The organism is Leptospira interrogans, assembly GCF_900156205.1.
GTDB lineage: Bacteria > Spirochaetota > Leptospiria > Leptospirales > Leptospiraceae > Leptospira > Leptospira interrogans.
The window spans coordinates 1-17,169 of sequence record NZ_FTNA01000019.1 but is presented as its reverse complement, the minus strand read 5'-3'; the positions used below and the strand labels follow the sequence as shown (position 1 = coordinate 17,169).

Genomic DNA, 17,169 nt, shown 5'->3' with positions numbered 1-17,169 from the left:
CAGATCTCAAATATAACAGTTTAACTCTAAAAATGTGGGAACTCCCCGCAGATCTCAAATATAACAGTTTAACTCTGAAAATGTGGGAACTCCCACTTTTAGTCGAATTCATATTCGTTTAGGAACAAAATTTAGGAGCTAGAATTTTAACTTATCTGGCATCTATTTATGCAACACCAGGGGACTATAAATCCGAAAGGATTCTACTCATGATTTAGAAAGATTTTTTAAATTTTTAGACGAACTTGCGTTAGGTGTGCTAAAGGGAATTAATTTTCGAACTTATGTCTAAAAACTATGAAGATCATTTACAAAAACGAAATAAAAATGAATGTTAGGTTAGACCTTACTAACAGTTCCTAAAATGATAATATAATTCGAAATACTTTTTTATCAATCGACCATTAGGCTTGCAGATTCTAATTCTAAAAGAATTGAGTTTGACAGATTCGGCCTGGATAAATAAAATTTTGAGCATGTTTGTAAGAGCAAACGTATTTATTTCGTATTCAAAAAATATGATTCTATGGAAAAAATTCTCAGATTTGGTTTTAAAAAAAATTAGAACCACTTTTTCGGTTGAAATTTCCCGTAACAAATTTCTTGAAGTTATGTTCCTTATCCTAGTTGTATTGCAGTGTACTTCCAGCGATAAAAGAATTGCGTCTAACGAATCCGCAGACGGTACCGGAAGTTCTTCTTATAATGAAAGTGAAGTGAAAGAAGAACAAACTGAATCGTCTTTTTCTACTCGATCTACGTCTATAGAAGCCGATCGAGTTAGAGGTTGTGTCCAAGGAGATTGTGTCTCTGGAACGGGTGTTTATATTTATGATAACGATGACGAATATAGCGGTTCCTTTGTAAACGATCTTAGAAATGGTTCGGGAAGAATGAAATATAAAAATGGGGATCGATTTGAAGGAAGTTTTAAGGACGACTTAAGAGATGGAAAGGGGACTTATATTTTTAAAAATGGGGCTATGTTAGAAGGAACCTTTGAGATGGGGAAAATGATTGGTCCTGGAAAAGTGCGTTTTCCGGATACAAGCATTTATGAAGGAGATTTTCAGGACGAAAAAAATTCCGCAGAAGGAATTATGTATTCTTCTTTTGATCATTCCAAGAGACATTGTAGAATAGAAAATAAAATAGTTCTTTGTGGAGGACCTTTACAGGAGTCTGGAGATATTAAACCTCTTCACTAAGAACTTGCCCCAAAACCGTCCAATGTGGGAACTCCCACAATTTATAAAATAGAAGTTTGTAACAATTGAATCTGTCGATTTAAGTCCGGGAAAAAACTACTACAAAACTTAGGTTTATCTGTAAAATGATGTAGGAACTACTACAAATCACGATTTTACGAACCAATTCTAAAATTGTAGGAACTCATACTTTAGAAAAATTTTTTCTTACGCCGAACTCACATTATGCAGTTCTAAGTAATGATTTTAGTCGACAAAATCTTCTTAGAAAAAGTGAAATCATTGAATTGCTAAATGATGAGCTAAAAAATATTTGTATATCTCGATTTTTGTAGTAGGGTCGCTAACTTGTCGAATGGTTTAGTTGCATTTTCATTTTTTTAAAAAACATTTTTAAATTTGAAATCAAAAGACAATTTGTTGTTCAGGTTGCACTATTGCAGTAAATATGTGGGTTCTTTTTAAAAGTATTTGATCTTATATGCTTACAAAACATATTAATAAAATATAAATTCGGTATAAGAAAATTTTAGCGAACCGCTTGCTAGTGCACTTTTGGTTATTCTTTTGGAATGAAACGCTTCTCAGCTCAGTGTTTTTACTCCCTACGAATCTCTAGACTGGTCGCGTTTCAGAGTGCAACATAATAATCGCTTTCACATTGATTACTGATCCCTATGAAAATAAATACCGTTAATTCTATCACAAAACGCTGATTCTATGTAAAATATTAGTACTTTATTATATAATTATGAGTAATGCTTGAATTCACGTTAGAAAAAGTCATTTTTAGAACTTTGGGAAAATTTTAAACAAATTGTGTTTGAGATATTTTTTTAAAAGTTTATATGAATATTTGAATATTCTTATAATAGAGTTGTTGAAAAATTCCATAGTGAAGATTCGCAAAATTGCTTCAATTGTCCATTTCAATTCAACAGAAACAAATCAAGAATTAATTTTTCAACAGCTCTATTATAAAAAAAGAATGTATTTAGTTTTTTCTTGTAATTGCAAGTAAGGCGGAAGTTTCTAAAACTTTTTTACCGTATTTTTGTTCTAAGGTTCTACCACAGTCTAAAATTAGATCTCTGGAATTTTGAAAATTTTTGCCTGCTAAAACATTTTGAAATTGTTTTATGAACTCGGACGCAGAAATTCCGATTGCGGAATGGGTTCGGTCCGAAATTAAAACCCAGTATTCACCTGTTTTTAAAACGGTTTTATGAATTTCTAAATCGACAGCTTTGTAGTCAAAATAACGCGCCTTGTTTTTTTCCAAAACAATGAATTCATTATTTTTGTAAACGAATGCGGGAAGTTCTTGAAAGTGAATATATCCTAGTTCCCCGGTTTTAGTTTTAAGATAAAAAAGTGAAAGATTTAAAAATGGAATGGGCATTTTGGAAAGAATTTTACCGATTTTAAAAACCAATTCTTCTCCTGGAATTTCACTCGTTTCGTTGGCTAAAGAAAAAATTCCTTCTATCCTGGCTTTAAATGCCGATTCTAAAATTCCCGGACTTGAAAACCCTGCCAAAATACCAACACAACCGTCAGCACTTGGAACTACACTCGTATAATCACAGTTAGAATTCCCACTCATTCTGGGAAAAAGAGAAACGTCCAGATTTAAAATTTTAGGTAATTGGATTCTATAAAAAGCTCTTTGAATTGAATCCGCAATTTCCTTATTTATTTCGCCTAACGTTTCACTGGACGGGTTCTCCTTGGATTCTTTTTGCTGAAAGAATTTTAAACGGAAAGCACGAACCAATTCTCCGATTTCATCATCCCTTTCTTCTGCAGGCGTTTCTTCATAGACTTCGTTTCCCCAGTCTTGAGCAAGGGTTACCAAAGAACGCATCGAAGAATAGATAAGTCTTACAAAATAAAATACTAGAGAAGCAATCAGAGTGGAAAATGAAATTGAAAGTGCAAGACGGATGGAAAGAGAAATTACCTTTTGTTGTCCTAAAGGAGATTTAAGAATAATGTCGTCTGTAATCGTATAAACGAGAAAGAATAAAAAACTCAGAACGAAAACTGCGATCGATAATTTAAGTTTGGAAGGAATTTTTGTTATCAAGCTATTCTCTCTCTATTATTTTCATGAGAACGATAGATACTATAAACAAAACCGTCAACGGGACAAATAAGAATAACATCGAAATCAAATCTGGTCCCGGAGAAAGAACTGCGGCGGCAATCGCAAGAATTATAATCGCTTCTCTCCATTTTGAAAGGAGGAAAGAAGAATGGATGATTCCTAAACCGCCAAGAAGAATGAGTATAATGGGAAGCTGAAAAGATAAACCGAAAATCAAATGAATGTTGAAAAAAATTTCGTAATATTCATCGATTGGAAGTCTGGCTTCTATATCCAGGGGCCGGAAGTTGACTAAAAAAATTCTTAAAAGATTTTCAAAAGCTTCTGTCCAACAAAGCCAAATCCCAAACCAAAAGAGAAGTGTGCTAAAAAAGATTAGAAATTTACCGTATCGATCCGCTTTGGAATCGAGTGCGGGAGAAATAAAACTCCAAAGAAAAAAAAGAACGAATGGAAGACCTAACAAAATAGAGATCATAAATGAACTTTTTAAGTAGATCATAAATGGAGCCATTAAGTTGATCTGAAAGAATGTCGCTTGTGGACCTAAGACATTTTTATAAGGTTGTGTAAGAATTTTGTGAATTTCTTCTCCAAAACATAAGGAAATTCCCATGATGACAGTTACTACAATGAGGGATTTGATAAGAACCATCCGGAGTTCTTCCAAATGATCTCCTAAGGTCATATATTTTTCCCTGTCTCTTGGTACGGATTCTTCCGGATAAGGAAGGTTTTTTGATTTTTTCTTTCCAGCCATTCCTAGAATGGGTTTTGTCAAGCGGATTTGGACTTTTTGGATTTAGAAGTTTTTGTTTCTTCTTTCGGAACCGAACGCTCTTGCTCTTGGCTGATTTGTTGGGAAGAATCATCCGATTCACCTGTTAGGGATTTACGAAACGATCTGATTCCATCTCCTAAATCTTTTGCCAAAGAGGGTAACCTTTTTCCTCCGAAAAGTAAAAGAGCGATGAATAAAATGAGTAGAATTTCAGTCCATCCGAGTGATCCGAAGACTGCCAAGGGTGCAAACATATTTAAATACCTCAATTAGCATTCAGTGCTTAAAAACGCGAAACACATTTCAGCTTCTTTGTTAGACTTTTACTTCCCTGTTATCTGTCAAATAGTAAGTAAGAGGCTCAAAAGAGAGAGGTATAATTGTGAACAGAATTGATCTTAAATTTATAATAGCCTCATAATTTCCAATAGATTCTTGTATCACGAATGCGTTCGGAAATCAAAAAAGCCTTAGTTTGAGTTTTAGAATGTTTCCTAACAAAACCAGTTTTAGGTAATAGTTCCCACATTTTTAGAAATCAGATTTTTAAGTAGGGATGGGAAAGAAATTTTTCCAAAAAATGAAACGATTTGGATCGGTTCTGCCCTTTTTCATTTTGAAAATTACCGATATTCTAAGTATATCAGTTGGGAAAAGATGGCACTCAACAAAGAACAAAAACAGGAATTTGCGGAGAAACTAACGGACTTTAAAGTCTATTTGGATGATCTCAAAAAAGAAAGTAATCTATTTAAATCTCAATTGAGAAAAGACCCCAGATTAGAACCGTACTATCAAATTGTTTTATCTGTAAACGCGATCAAAATGATCAATACCTGCCTTTTGGTCAATGACCTAAGTGTTGCGATTTTAGACATTAAAAGTGATACGTATTTAAATACCGGAAGGAAAGAAATTTACAATGCGATTTCCGGAATGGAAAAAGTAGTAGGAGCCGATTTCGAAGGCAGTTTAGCAGAAAATAAGGATTTATTAGCAAAAATTCCAGAATTTCTACCAGTTCAAAGACTGAATTTTATCAAAGCGATTCGTCAAGTAACAAACAAAACCATAGACGCTTTTGGAACCAATAGTAAGTGGAAATGGAGTTTTCCGGAAATCCATTTTAAAATTGCAGTACTATGTAAAAACATCTTCGATTTCCGCGCATTTGAAAAAGAAAGAGATTTAGAAAATCCTCACTATTATATTCGGCAGGAACATTTTAATTTGATTCTTGAACTATGTAACTACGCCGCACAGGAATATAGGACTAAATTTGATCTTTCTACACAAGACGCAGGGGATTTGAAAAAGTCCATCGCAATGTTGGAAGTAAACCGTAAAATTCTACAGACTACAGGTGAAACAGAAGATTTAGAGAAGACAAAAACTTTGATCGAATCTCTCCAAGATAAAGTCGAATCCATAGAGGCAGATAAGGATAAAAAGAAAAAGAAAAAATAGACCCTGTGAGTCTGATCTGTATTGTAGGAAAAAAGGAGAAAGAATCAAAGATGGCATTGGCAGAAGTCAACGATACAAATTTTAAAAGTGAGACATCCGGAGGATTGGTTCTCATTGATTGTTGGGCGGAATGGTGTGGCCCTTGTAGAATGGTGGCTCCGGTTTTGGAAGAACTTTCCGGTGAATTGGATGGGTTGGTAAAAATCAAAAAACTGAATGTAGATGATAATCAGGATACAGCTCAAAGTTTAGGGATTTCTTCCATTCCGACATTGTTGCTTTACAAAGACGGACAACTTGTCGATAAAGTAATTGGGGCACTTCCAAAAGCTCAAATTAAAAATTTTATAGAAAGACATAAATAATTTTTTTACTTCTTTATTTATTATGCTGAAAGAAACATACAAAGGTTATACGGAATTGCCTAGAGGAGGGTATCTCATTGATACTTCCGAGGGATACCTTCAGATTGGCTCACCGCCGGAAACGATTAAGGATACAATGGGGCTTGAAAAAAAGTCTCCTTTAGTATTTATCTTACCCAATAAATTCTTTCATGTGGAGAAAGGAATCAGTACTGCAGAACTGGAATTTCCGATCTACTATAACTTCTTTTTAAGACAGAAAAAAACATTTATCGTTTGTACGGAAGAACAAAGAACTCAGTTGATAACTGTACTCAAAGAATCTCTTATGGGACCTGATAATATCAATCTCAAAAGTGAGTATCTCAACGGAGAACAATCTTTTGGATTCCCCGATATGAAAGCGGAAATGGCTTATTTTCGTGGATACAAGGGATTAGACGACGTAGTCGATTTTAAAGTATTCGATGCAGAAAATAAAGTACATTATGGAAATGTAATTATTGGTAAACTACAAAATGGAGATTTTCTTATCCAGGATGGAGAAAGAAAAATTGAGGTTCCAGGAGAAGTAGGATTTAATATCAAATACGATATTGGAGAAAGACCTACTGAACCATTTCAAGCTCCACTCCTTGCAATTACTTGTCTTGGACCTTCTCACGGATTTGATCCGGAGGATAACACTTCTGGTTTTATTATCTGGTTAAATCACCAGGGAATTATGGTAGACCCTCCCGTAAATTCAACGGAGTGGTTGCGTCAGTCAAACGTAAATCCTAAACTAATAAACCATGTCATTTTAACTCATTGTCACGCTGATCATGACGCAGGTACGTTTCAAAAAATTCTGGAAGAAAACAAAATCACGATTCACGCAACGGAAACCGTGATGGATAGTTTTCTTAGGAAGTATTCCGCGTTGACTAAAATTCCTAAAAAGGAATTACAGGAACTATTTCACTTCCAACCGATCATTATCGGAAAGGCGACTATGATCAATGGGGGAGAATTCAATTTTCATTATGCACTTCATTCTATTCCTTCTGTAGGTTTTGAATTTTTCTTTCAAGATCAGTCTTTTATTTATACTTCGGATCATTTAAATGAACCTGAGATTCACGATAAAATGTATGCGCAGGGAATTCTTCCTGAATCTAGATGGAAATTTTTTAAAGAGTTTCCTTGGGAAAGAAGAATCATTTATCATGAAGCTGGAATTCCTCCTCTTCATACTCGGATCAGTTATTTAGCTTCTCTTCCCCCTGAAGTTCAGGAAAAGATTACGGTATATCATATTGCAAGAAAAGATATGCCAACGGGAACTAAGTTGAAACTTGCAAAGTTTGGAATTGAAAATACTCTGTATCCGGAAATTACACCTCCGAAACATATCGAAGCGTATAACCTTTTAGATGTGTTGACTCAGATCGATATCTTTCACGGATTTCCGATCGAAAAGGCTAAGGAATTTCTACTCATTGTAAATGAAGAAAGATATAAACGAGGAGATCAGATCATCCGTAAGGGAACTCCAGGAGATAAATTTTATATCATTGCATCTGGAAATGTCAAATTTGAGGGGCTCAATCAGGATGAAACTGGTCAAGGACCGATCAAACGGTACGGAACGTATGAGTATTTTGGAGAAGCATCTCTTGTGTTAGATCTTCCACGTGCTGCAGACGTTTATGCCGAAACGGATGTACTCGCACTTACGATTGAAAAGAATAAATTTTTACAGTTTATACGAAATTCAGATCTTAAAAGTAACCTAACAAGGTTAAACGAAATTAGAGATTCTAATTCTTGGAAAGCATTGGCTGAATCCAGACATTTCCGAGGATTGACCAGTCATCAGATCACTCAGTTAGAATTGATCATGACTCTGCATAAAGTGAACGAAGGTTCAATCCTTGTAAGAGAAAAAGAATTTTACGGAGATGCCTACATTATTCGCAGTGGAAAAGTAAATGTCTATCAGAACGGTAATTTATTGGCCGAACTGACAGACGGAGACTTCGTTGGAGAGATTTATAATATCTCTAAGAATTTTGTATCTAATTATACGTTTAGAGCGGAAACGGATACTGAGTTATATTCCATTCGGCAAAATGATTTGGTCGATTATGTGAAGAAGAATCCAGGCGTTTACATGAGAATGAATACAGTCTACGCGTAGACGTTTGGGAGAAATGAATGGATAGAATTCTTCAATTTACGGAAGAACATGAATCCTTCCGTACGATGGCTAGAAAATTTTTCGAAACGGAAGTTGCACCGAATCACGAATCTTGGGAAAAAGTAGGGGTTGTTCCGAAAGAAATTTGGAAAAAAGCAGGAGCAAACGGACTTTTATGTCCAGATGTTCCTGCGGAATATGGCGGAGCCGGTGCAGATTTTTTATATAACGTAATTGTAATCGAGGAATCTTCAAGAGTAGGAAATAGTGGTTTTTTTATATCTCTACATAACGATGTAATTGCACCTTATATTACGGCTTACGCAAACGAAGAACAAAAAAAACGTTGGTTGCCTGGTTGTACAACCGGAGATAGTATTCTTGCCGTTGCTATGACCGAACCCGGAGCTGGTTCTGATTTAAAAAATATTAGAACTTCCGCTATTGAAAAAAGTGATCACTACGTAGTAAATGGACAAAAAACCTTTATTTCTAACGGACAGTTGGCAAATTTAATCATTACGGCTGTTAAACATGATAACGGCACGATGTCCCTTCTGATGGTAGAAGAAGGAATGAAAGGTTTTGAAAGAGGAAGAAGATTAGAAAAAATTGGTCTGAAAGCTCAGGATACTTCGGAACTGTATTACAACGACGTGATTGTTCCTAAGGAAAACTTGATCGGAAAACAAGGACAAGGTTTTCGTTATCTCATGCAAAAGTTGGCTACGGAACGATTGGTTCTTTCCATCGCAGCCGTAGAAGCGACCGCACTCGTACAAAGAATTACCCTTCAATACATTAAAGAAAGACAGGCCTTCGGAAAGAAAATCGGAACCTTTCAGAACATTAAATTTAAAATGGCTGAAATGGCTACGGAACTGGAGATGTGCCGTACTTTTGTAGATAAGATTACTCTGGAAACTATAGCCGGAAGATCAAATACCGCAGAAGCCTCTATGGCAAAATGGTATTCAACCGAAATGCAAAAACGTCATACAGATGAATGTTTGCAGTTTTTCGGTGGTTACGGTTATATGATGGAGTATCCAATCGCGAGAGCGTACCTGGATGCGAGAATCCAGACAATCTATGCGGGAACTACGGAAATTATGAAAGAGATCATAGGCAGAAGCCTGGGACTCTGAAATAAATTTCTAATGGTTCCCGTCGAATGAAACGGGGTAATGATGAATACCTTCCGCAGTTTAGTGGTAGGAAAGTTTTTTCCTATTTTAGTTTTTTCTTTCATTGGATTTTTGACCCCGGCTAATTCGCTGATTGCACAAATCGAATGTAGCGGTGCGGCCTGTACGGTCATTCCGAGTAATATTTCCTCTCAGTTTAACGGACTGGAATACGAGATTCATACAAAATATCTAAATGAAGTAGTCGACTCGATGGAAGACGCCGCTTTATTGACTACGATCAATTCTTCTATGATGGGTAACGGATCGATCAATCGATTTCAAGTCGGAGCAGGACTTTCCGCGGCGGGAGTTAAGAATGACGATATACAGATTCAATACGGTGGAATTACTCTTCCGAATTTACCAAACGGAGGAGCTTCTCTTGCTCCTACGTTGATGGCCGGAGTCAATTTAGGTTGGTTGACTGGAAATGGACCCGCTGATCAGAAAGATAAGGATGAAAAAGATGACGGAGGAAGATCTTTTCTTCATAGAATCAATATTTTTGCTCACGGTTTTCAAGGAAAATTGGATCAAGGAGACTTGAAAGAGCTCAATGATCAATCAGATCAATATAAATTTTCGGGTAATTACAATTCCTTTGGAGCTACAGTTCGTTTTCAATTGATTCGAGAACGTTATACGCGTTTGGATTTTTTTGGTTTTACCGGTCTTAGTTTGGGGCTCGGATTTCATCGTAAGACTGAAGAAATGAATTTAGGTTATTCTCCGACACAAATACCTAAAATTTCATTTGGACCTGCTACAGGACGTTGGGATGCCGATTTCGCTTTGGATTATAGATCTAGGTCTCAGTCTTTGCCGATTGATATTCGAACCGGGGTGCGCTTGTTTTATTTTCTTACGATTTTTGTCGGAGCGGGAATGAGTCAAAATTCTGGAAATTCCAATATCCATTTAGGTGTGACCGGCCCGATGGTGCTTACTCTAGATGCGGCAGCCGCGGGTTTACCTATAGATTTTTTAAAAGGGCAGGCGGCCAGTTCGACGGGAAATCTTGCCATTCGAAGTCATGGAGACGCAAAAGCTAAGGATAGTGTGAATTATCTTTTGGGATGAGTCGAAATCAATCTACTCACCTTTAAAATTTTAGTAGAAGGGGTGGTTTCCGACAAGATTTATTCTGCGAATGTAGGAGTTAAGTTTGCTCTTTGATAAAACGGTACGTTTCTTGCTATCTTAATAGATAGACCTTCATAAACATTTGTTTTTTATGAAGATTGCTTTAGAAATAAACAGAATGTATTTGAGGAAACCGTAATGATCCAAACATCCGCAGAATCTTCCGTTCATATTTCTTGTATTCCAAGAGACGGTTCCTATGCGTTAAAAGTGAATATTTCTAATAACGAAATCGGAATTATCTATAGAGTTACCGCAGCTCTTTTTGTGAGAGGTTGGACAATCGAAGAAGCTGTGGCCGAAACTTCCCAAGACGGTTATATTAGCGATATTTTCATCGTTAAAAGTGTGGAAAATCTTCCGATGACTGAAGAAGCTCTTCATCTTATTCAGAATGATTTGAAAGAAATGTTTTTCCAAGGAGTTTCTGTTTTAAATTACTTAGAAAGATTTCCAGAAAAAGCCGAATATTTGAAAAATAAAGAAAGGTGTCCTATAGAATTGTTTTTATTCAATTCACAGGGAAGCGATTGCACTGTTATGGACTTAAGAATGAAAGATAGACCTGGTATTATTTTTGAAGTATCTCAACTTTTGTTTTTATACGGTATTGATATTCTTTCGTTTAAGGCGGTGACCGATTCTAATTCAGTTCGAGATATGTTTTTACTTCGATTGGAGAACGGAAATAAGTTAGATGAATCTCTCCACTTTGAAAAATTAGCAACTGCGTTGAGAACTATTTTGTAAACTATAAAAAGTTGTTTTAAAAACTCTTATAGTTAACGCGAGTTCATGTAGAAAATCGTGGCAAATAAAAAGCTCAATATTGCTTCTTGAATTCAGCATATCCTTTCCGCGAGTTGTTTGAGTAAACTCAGTAAATGCTTCATGAATCTGTCTATTAAACGCAAAACAATATTACTTTCGCATTTGGTTATACTACCGAACTCACGTTAGTTATTTTATTGTTTATTCATGGCTATATAATAAAATACTAAATATTTTGAACTGAGACATGATTTTGCGGTTAAAATTTATGGTACTCAATTTTATAAAGATCAGTAGTTTTTAGATTCTACTAGTTTTGGTTGTTTCAATTTCCATATAAAAAGCAAAAATAAAAAACTAACAAGTCCAGAAGTTAAAAATGAAATTGCTGGACCTTTACTAAAGTAAATCAGACAAAATACAAAAGGGGCCATTCCTCTTCCTAAAGAAGCGAGACTTCTAAACATTCCGAGGTTGGTTCCTTGTTCTTCTTTTCCAGATACAAGAGAGACTAACGTAGATAAGGAAGGATGAAGTAGGGCGCTTCCAGAAGCTAAAAAAGTAAGTGAAATAAAAAGTTGATAAGAATTAGAAACGAAGTATAAAATAAAAAAACCTACTAACAAAGAGAAGGTTCCTATACGAATTAATTTTGTTTCGTCAACTTTTCCGGACAGTCTTCTAAAAACTCCTCCTTGAATCAGCACGATGATCATTCCTATATAAACGAAAGTAAAACCGATTTCAATAGGTTTGTAGTTCAAAAATTGACTGAGATAAAAATTGATTGAAAATTCGAAGCCAGAAAACGCAAATACGAAAACGAAGTAAAAAATAGAATATAAAACGACTTCTTTATTTTTAGAAGTGAAAACTCCTAAAATCGGATGAATTTTTTTCTTTTCTAACAAATCTTTTTGATCGAATGTTTCCCGAAACCAAAAAAGAATCATAAGCAGATTGATTAACGCGATGATTGTAGCGGCAAGAGCGGATGCAGGAAACACTGTAAACGTTAAATCTGGAAACACAAGTTTCAAAAAGTCTAAATTGATTTTGGCGAACAATCCTCCCGTTGGAGGGCCTGCGATAAAACCTAAACCCACACCGGCACCTATCATTCCCATTCCTTTGGCCCGATCTTTTTCGTTTGTAATGTCTGCCATCGCTGCAGACGCTACGGATATGTTTCCTCCCATCGTTCCGGTGATCACTCTGGATAAAACGAAGAAAGAAAAACTTCCCGAAAACAACCAAATTACATAACCTAAAAAACTTCCAAAGCTAGTGAGAACTAATACCGGTTTGCGGCCTACATGATCCGAGATCCTTCCCCAGATCGGTGCAAATATAAATTGTAAAATAGAATAGAGACTTGCTACGATTCCACCAAAAAGAGCTACAAATAAAGAACGATCTCCGGAAGAAGCTTCCAGTAAAATTCGAGTCCAGTCAGCAAATTGATCTAAAACCGGATCACCAGATTGAGAAAGAAATATCTTAAGAGTTTCTGGAAAGATGGGAAAGATTACAGAAAATCCCATCATGTCTATGAATACGGTAAAAAAAAGTACGAAAGAAATTTTATTCATACGAAGTTGAAAGGCCTGAAGACAATGGTCTTTCAAGCCGTTTACCTTGTCTTAACATTTTCAGAAAAAGTAGGGTTATTATTTTTTACTTAAGAGATGTTTTAATTCATCTAAGGTATTTTTTGCAGCCGCTTTGAGAGGTTCCGGAATAGAAGATTCAATTTCAGCAGAAAGCCGAATGAAATTTTCCTGAAGTTTTGCAAACGCTTGTTGTCTACTCTCTTCTCCCTTCGAAAGAATTTCAGTTGCATCTTGAACCGTTTTATTGAGAAGCTCTCGAACTCGGTTGGCTTCCATACTTTGGTTTATTTCACCTTTTGCTCTTAGTTCCTGGTAGATTTTATCCAATTCAGCCAGGGACTGTTTAACTTTTTCTTCTCCGTTTTGAAATAGTGCGATTCCAGCGTTTAGAATATCCATCAATAACCTTTCCAATCTGATTCTCCTTGATTGAGCTTGATCGGTGATTGTAGAACTCATACCGATTCTAAGTCGTCTCTTTTTTGGAACTATATCAGGAAAATTAAGAATTCTCGATTAACTTTTTGATCTGATCTCGAATTCGGGCGGCGGTTTCGTAGTCTTCGGTTCTGAGAGCATTGTTTAAAGATTCTTGTAAAATTTCCAATTGTGTTTTGGGAAGTTGGGAAATTTTTTCTCTCGCAATAGATTCGCCTGGAATTTCTTCGTCTTTCATTTCAATTCCGGCTTCTTCGATTACTTTTTTAGCGAGATAAATCGGAGCGTTTGCTCTGAGTGCAAGTGCGATGGAATCACTTGGTCTTGCATCCAATACGATTACGTCTTCGTCTTTGCGGAGAGTAATTTTCGCATAAAAGGTGTTATCTATAATTTCTTCGATCGAAATTTTAATGATACTTACGTTTAAAGTTCCAAGAAGAACTGTCATTAAATCGTGGGTCATTGGTCTAGGTGGTTTTGTTCCATCCAAAACCGAAGTAATGGAATGAGTTTCTAAAGGCCCAATAAAAATCGGTACCACTCTAGAATCGGAATCATCCTTCGTTTTGAGAAAGACCGCAAAGCCTACGTTTGTCAGAGAAATATCCGAAATTTTTGCTTCTACAAGATCCATTCCCTTGGAGGCTATCCTTCTAATCCTTTGGTGTCAAATTCTTTACTTTACTGGGAAAATTAATCCAATTTTTGGATCCAATCGTGAAAGCCAGCGCACATTTCTCGAACCGTTGGCATATGAAATAGAATTCCTAAATGTCCTTGATCGAATTTTACAATTTGATTGTTGGAGGAAGGAAGGGCTCTTAGTTCTTCTTCCACGGAATTTACTGGAACAATCTTATCCAAGGTGCCTAGTACGGAATAGATTGGAAGTTGGAAGTTTCTTTGCAGCTCCGTGTAGTTAATAGAACCGTCGAAGGAAAAAAATGCGTGGTCTTTGCTCAATTGAGAACGTATAAATTGCAGAATTACTTTTGTGGATTCTTCGCAAAAAATATCTTCGATTAGAAAATACCATTCTGGAGGAGAAATTTGTCTGTAACCTACAAAATCTCTTAGATTGACAACTTTTGTACTAAGTTCGAAAGAAACCGTTCTTAAAGAAGAATGAAGGCCTAATAAGAACTTAAAGAATTTATTCAGGTCTACTGTCGGAAGAGTAGATTGAAGAGAAAAAGTAGTAATATCAAAAAGGAAATCAGAAATAGATTTAGCTGGTAGTAAGCTGAGTCCAGTTTTAAGAGCACTCATCCCAGGAATATTGGTTCCTACAGAAACAAAGTTCGGAGAAGTAACTGAGATAATTCCAGAAATTGTCTCCTTGGGGTCGGGAAGAGAAACTTTGTTTTGAGGATATTTAGCGATGAAGGTTTCATAAGCGGATACGTAATAACGAGGAATCATTCCCCCCATACTATGCCCCATGACTACGATCTTTTCTTTAGGAAAACTTTCCCGAATCCAGTTGAGCACGGCTGGAAAATCTTCTTGGATGAAATCGTCAATTGTCCAACCTTCTTTGATACCATTGTAAGGAAGTGTTTGTCTGGAACGACCCCGCATATCCATAGAAAAAACTCGATAGCCATACTTAAGCGCCATTTCTCTCGCTACTTTGTCCATCACAGATCTTCTACAGAAAAACCCTGGGATTAGTAGAAGAATCTTCCCAGTGCCATTTGTTTTTTCCGGTTCAAATCGTTTTAGACTGACCGAAAAACCATTGTTAGACGGTATGATATAACTCGCATCCAAGCGATAAGAACAGTTATAAGTATGGCAATCGAATATGATCGAAGTAACTGGATGTTGTTGTCCACCGGTTCGAGTGTAATAGAGATGTTTTGCGTAAGAATGAAGATCTGCCTTTTCAATATTCTTCTTAGCGATATAAGGATCTGCTTTATTATCCATTTCTCTAGCGACTACAAAGTCTACAACGTCGTAAAAAGAACTTAACTGTTCTCTAACTTCTTCTCTTTGTTCATCGCTCATTCTATCTCTGCGAATTCCCCAGATCATACCGATTGGATTTCCTTTTACAAAAAGAGGAATTCCAGCGGCGTAGTTCATGGTGCCAGAAAGAAGGTGTCTTAAGTTCGGGTGAATTTTATCGTCTTTGAGACTACTGAAAACAACTTCAGGACGTTTTTTAGTTTCTACGGAAATGATCGCTTCTCGGATAAAGTTTGCGGAAAGATTATCTTGGTCTTGGATAGAAACGGGAAGGGTTCTATTGATAAACTCTTGAATGTCTCTGAGACCGATTCTGGTAGCAATCTCTTTCATTTTAAAATGAGTTGCAGAAGCAACTATTTTAAGATTTTTATCTTGGATCGCTTCGAATACGGCGTAATTAAACACCGGTTGGTTATTTGTGAAAGTTAATGCGACAAATTTATTTACGAATGAAGACCATACTTTTTCCACAAACTTATATGTGGTTCCGGGAATAGGAAAGATAAATATGTCATCGGCCGCAACGTTAAGTCCGCTTTTTCCTCTTCTTTTACGAGATGTGTTTTTTTTTCTAAAACTCCAGCCATTCTACTGCCAGAATTGTCGGTGAAAACTTTTGTGCCAACCTGGATTTAAATGATTTTTTAGTCTTTTTAAGCGAATTCTTTCTAAAAAAATTCAGGTTCAAACGAGTTGTAAATTGAGATAAAAGCTGTAAAGTTAGTAAAAAATTTTTTTATACTTAGAAAAGTATTCTGTTTTAAAAAATAGATTCAAAAATTATAAAATACTATTGTATCAAATATCTGTTTTTATAATACCTCGGGCGTGCCCCTGCGAGATTTTAGTTTTTTAAAAAGAATTTTTTTGAGACCGCAGGGTCGCGTCTTCTACAAGCTCGCGCATTTGCGCTCGTCCCTACGGGACGCTTACGCGCTTTCCGAACCGCTCACGCATTGATTTTGTTAAGCAAATAGAAATTTTTGAATCATATGTTCTAATTAATGAATTTTTCAGATATAGAATTCTGAGTGTAAAGAGTTTGTTTTTAAGATTCAATTTTTCTTTTAATACTTTTTGTGGTATTTTTTAAAGTAAGATAGAAATCTGGAAAGGAACGAATTGAAAATAAGTCGTCTCAAAAATATTTCAAAGTAAAACCTGGTGAATAACTTACTCTATTAAGATTTATTTCAAAGATTTTTTATTAAGAGTTTGTCCCAAAGCCTCAAAAAATTTTACACGATAATTTTTTAGAAATTTCTAATGAAATGCAGTAGTTCCTACAAATTAGGCTGCATCTGGCAATTTGAGAACTTCTGAGTAGTTATAATGTCGTTAAATTTTCGTGGTAGTTCCCACATTTTGGAGTTTTGGGATAAGTTTTTAATACGAGTTCAATATAAATTTACACTAAATTCAAATTCTTTACTCAGAACTATATAATAAAATACTTAATTTTTTGCACTGAAACAAGGCTTTTGTGATTAAGATTTAAGCTAATCAGTTTTGTTGAAATTAGTAGTAAACTTGTTTTAATATCTTAAAAGAAATAAATGATAATTCTTTAGAAGTTTCTAATAAAGTGCTGGAGTTCCCACAGAAATCGTTAATCTGGAAGTTTGCGAGTTTTCCAGTAGTTTTTTGATTGTCAAATTTTCGTAATTTTTAAATTTGGGGACAGGTTTTGTGTTATTTTTATGTGCTGAAGAACGGTAAATGTGGGAACTACTACGAAGTAATCGTACTGGCAGCTGCATAAACTATATGTAAATCACTTTGAATTGCCGTTTAGAAGCAGAGCCCCCTAAGATCTATGATACGGTTTTCGTAATATGAAAAATCAATAATTCATCTGTGTAGATTCGTTCGGAATCTAGGAACTTCTATGAAATGAGTTTTAAATTTGATGATAGCCGCC

Annotated in this window: 12 protein-coding genes and 2 pseudogenes; 7 read left to right on the top strand and 7 right to left on the bottom strand. The window is 35.6% G+C overall.

Annotated elements, in window-relative coordinates:
- The first annotated feature begins 410 nt into the window (after positions 1-410).
- On the top strand, positions 411-1,208 hold the full coding sequence (locus tag BW942_RS14700) for an MORN repeat-containing protein (RefSeq protein WP_001166258.1): 798 nt from the start codon (positions 411-413) through the stop codon (positions 1,206-1,208).
- 994 nt (positions 1,209-2,202) lie between these two features.
- Here the strand turns inward: BW942_RS14700 and rktP are convergent.
- The 3 genes from rktP to BW942_RS14680 are packed head-to-tail and all read right to left on the bottom strand — an operon-like array spanning position 2,203 to position 4,353.
- A complete protein-coding gene (gene rktP / locus BW942_RS14690) occupies positions 2,203-3,297 on the bottom strand; it encodes an Arg-Lys translocation region protein phosphatase RktP (RefSeq protein WP_000628885.1) in 1,095 nt (364 codons plus the stop codon).
- A gap of 1 nt (position 3,298) precedes the next feature.
- Positions 3,299-4,099 carry a twin-arginine translocase subunit TatC gene (tatC, locus tag BW942_RS14685; RefSeq protein ID WP_000165502.1) on the bottom strand — a complete coding sequence of 267 codons (801 nt, stop codon included), beginning with the start codon at positions 4,097-4,099 and terminating at the stop codon, positions 3,299-3,301.
- Positions 4,096-4,353, bottom strand: coding sequence for a Sec-independent protein translocase subunit TatA/TatB (locus BW942_RS14680; protein ID WP_000457916.1), 258 nt, complete (start codon positions 4,351-4,353; stop codon positions 4,096-4,098). Before BW942_RS14680 ends, tatC begins: the two co-directional genes overlap by 4 nt.
- A gap of 403 nt (positions 4,354-4,756) precedes the next feature.
- Here BW942_RS14680 and BW942_RS14675 point away from each other — a divergent pair, with 403 nt between their 5' ends.
- The 6 genes and pseudogenes from BW942_RS14675 (at position 4,757) to BW942_RS14650 (ending at position 11,196) form a co-directional block, all read left to right on the top strand.
- Positions 4,757-5,566: a hypothetical protein gene (locus BW942_RS14675; protein WP_001197044.1), complete on the top strand. Its 810-nt coding sequence runs from the start codon at positions 4,757-4,759 to the stop codon at positions 5,564-5,566.
- Between the two features lie 50 nt (positions 5,567-5,616).
- Complete coding sequence (trxA, locus tag BW942_RS14670) at positions 5,617-5,931, top strand: thioredoxin (protein WP_001970524.1); 315 nt, start codon at positions 5,617-5,619, stop codon at positions 5,929-5,931.
- 22 nt (positions 5,932-5,953) lie between these two features.
- Positions 5,954-8,113: a cAMP/cGMP-dependent 3',5'-cyclic-AMP/GMP phosphodiesterase gene (locus tag BW942_RS14665; protein WP_000910893.1), complete on the top strand. Its 2,160-nt coding sequence runs from the start codon at positions 5,954-5,956 to the stop codon at positions 8,111-8,113.
- 17 nt (positions 8,114-8,130) lie between these two features.
- Positions 8,131-9,261, top strand: a complete 1,131-nt coding sequence (locus tag BW942_RS14660; RefSeq protein WP_000374065.1) for an acyl-CoA dehydrogenase family protein — start codon at positions 8,131-8,133, stop codon at positions 9,259-9,261.
- Between the two features lie 39 nt (positions 9,262-9,300).
- Positions 9,301-10,479: pseudogene (locus tag BW942_RS14655) on the top strand (Lsa36 family surface (lipo)protein).
- Between the two features lie 105 nt (positions 10,480-10,584).
- The gene (locus tag BW942_RS14650) at positions 10,585-11,196 is read left to right on the top strand and encodes a hypothetical protein (RefSeq protein WP_000616810.1); all 612 of its coding nucleotides are present in this window, start codon (positions 10,585-10,587) and stop codon (positions 11,194-11,196) included.
- 311 nt (positions 11,197-11,507) lie between these two features.
- Here BW942_RS14650 and BW942_RS14645 read toward each other — a convergent pair whose 3' ends face one another.
- The 4 genes and pseudogenes from BW942_RS14645 to BW942_RS14630 form a co-directional block, all read right to left on the bottom strand.
- The gene (locus BW942_RS14645; RefSeq protein ID WP_001982317.1) at positions 11,508-12,809 is read right to left on the bottom strand and encodes an MFS transporter; all 1,302 of its coding nucleotides are present in this window, start codon (positions 12,807-12,809) and stop codon (positions 11,508-11,510) included.
- 78 nt (positions 12,810-12,887) lie between these two features.
- Complete coding sequence (locus tag BW942_RS14640; RefSeq protein ID WP_002068970.1) at positions 12,888-13,244, bottom strand: phasin-related domain-containing protein; 357 nt, start codon at positions 13,242-13,244, stop codon at positions 12,888-12,890.
- An 88-nt stretch (positions 13,245-13,332) separates the two neighbouring features.
- Positions 13,333-13,905 carry a bifunctional nuclease family protein gene (locus tag BW942_RS14635; protein ID WP_000366622.1) on the bottom strand — a complete coding sequence of 191 codons (573 nt, stop codon included), beginning with the start codon at positions 13,903-13,905 and terminating at the stop codon, positions 13,333-13,335.
- A 59-nt stretch (positions 13,906-13,964) separates the two neighbouring features.
- Positions 13,965-15,835 (bottom strand): annotated as a pseudogene (locus BW942_RS14630) (alpha/beta hydrolase).
- Between the last annotated feature and the right edge of the window lie 1,334 nt (positions 15,836-17,169).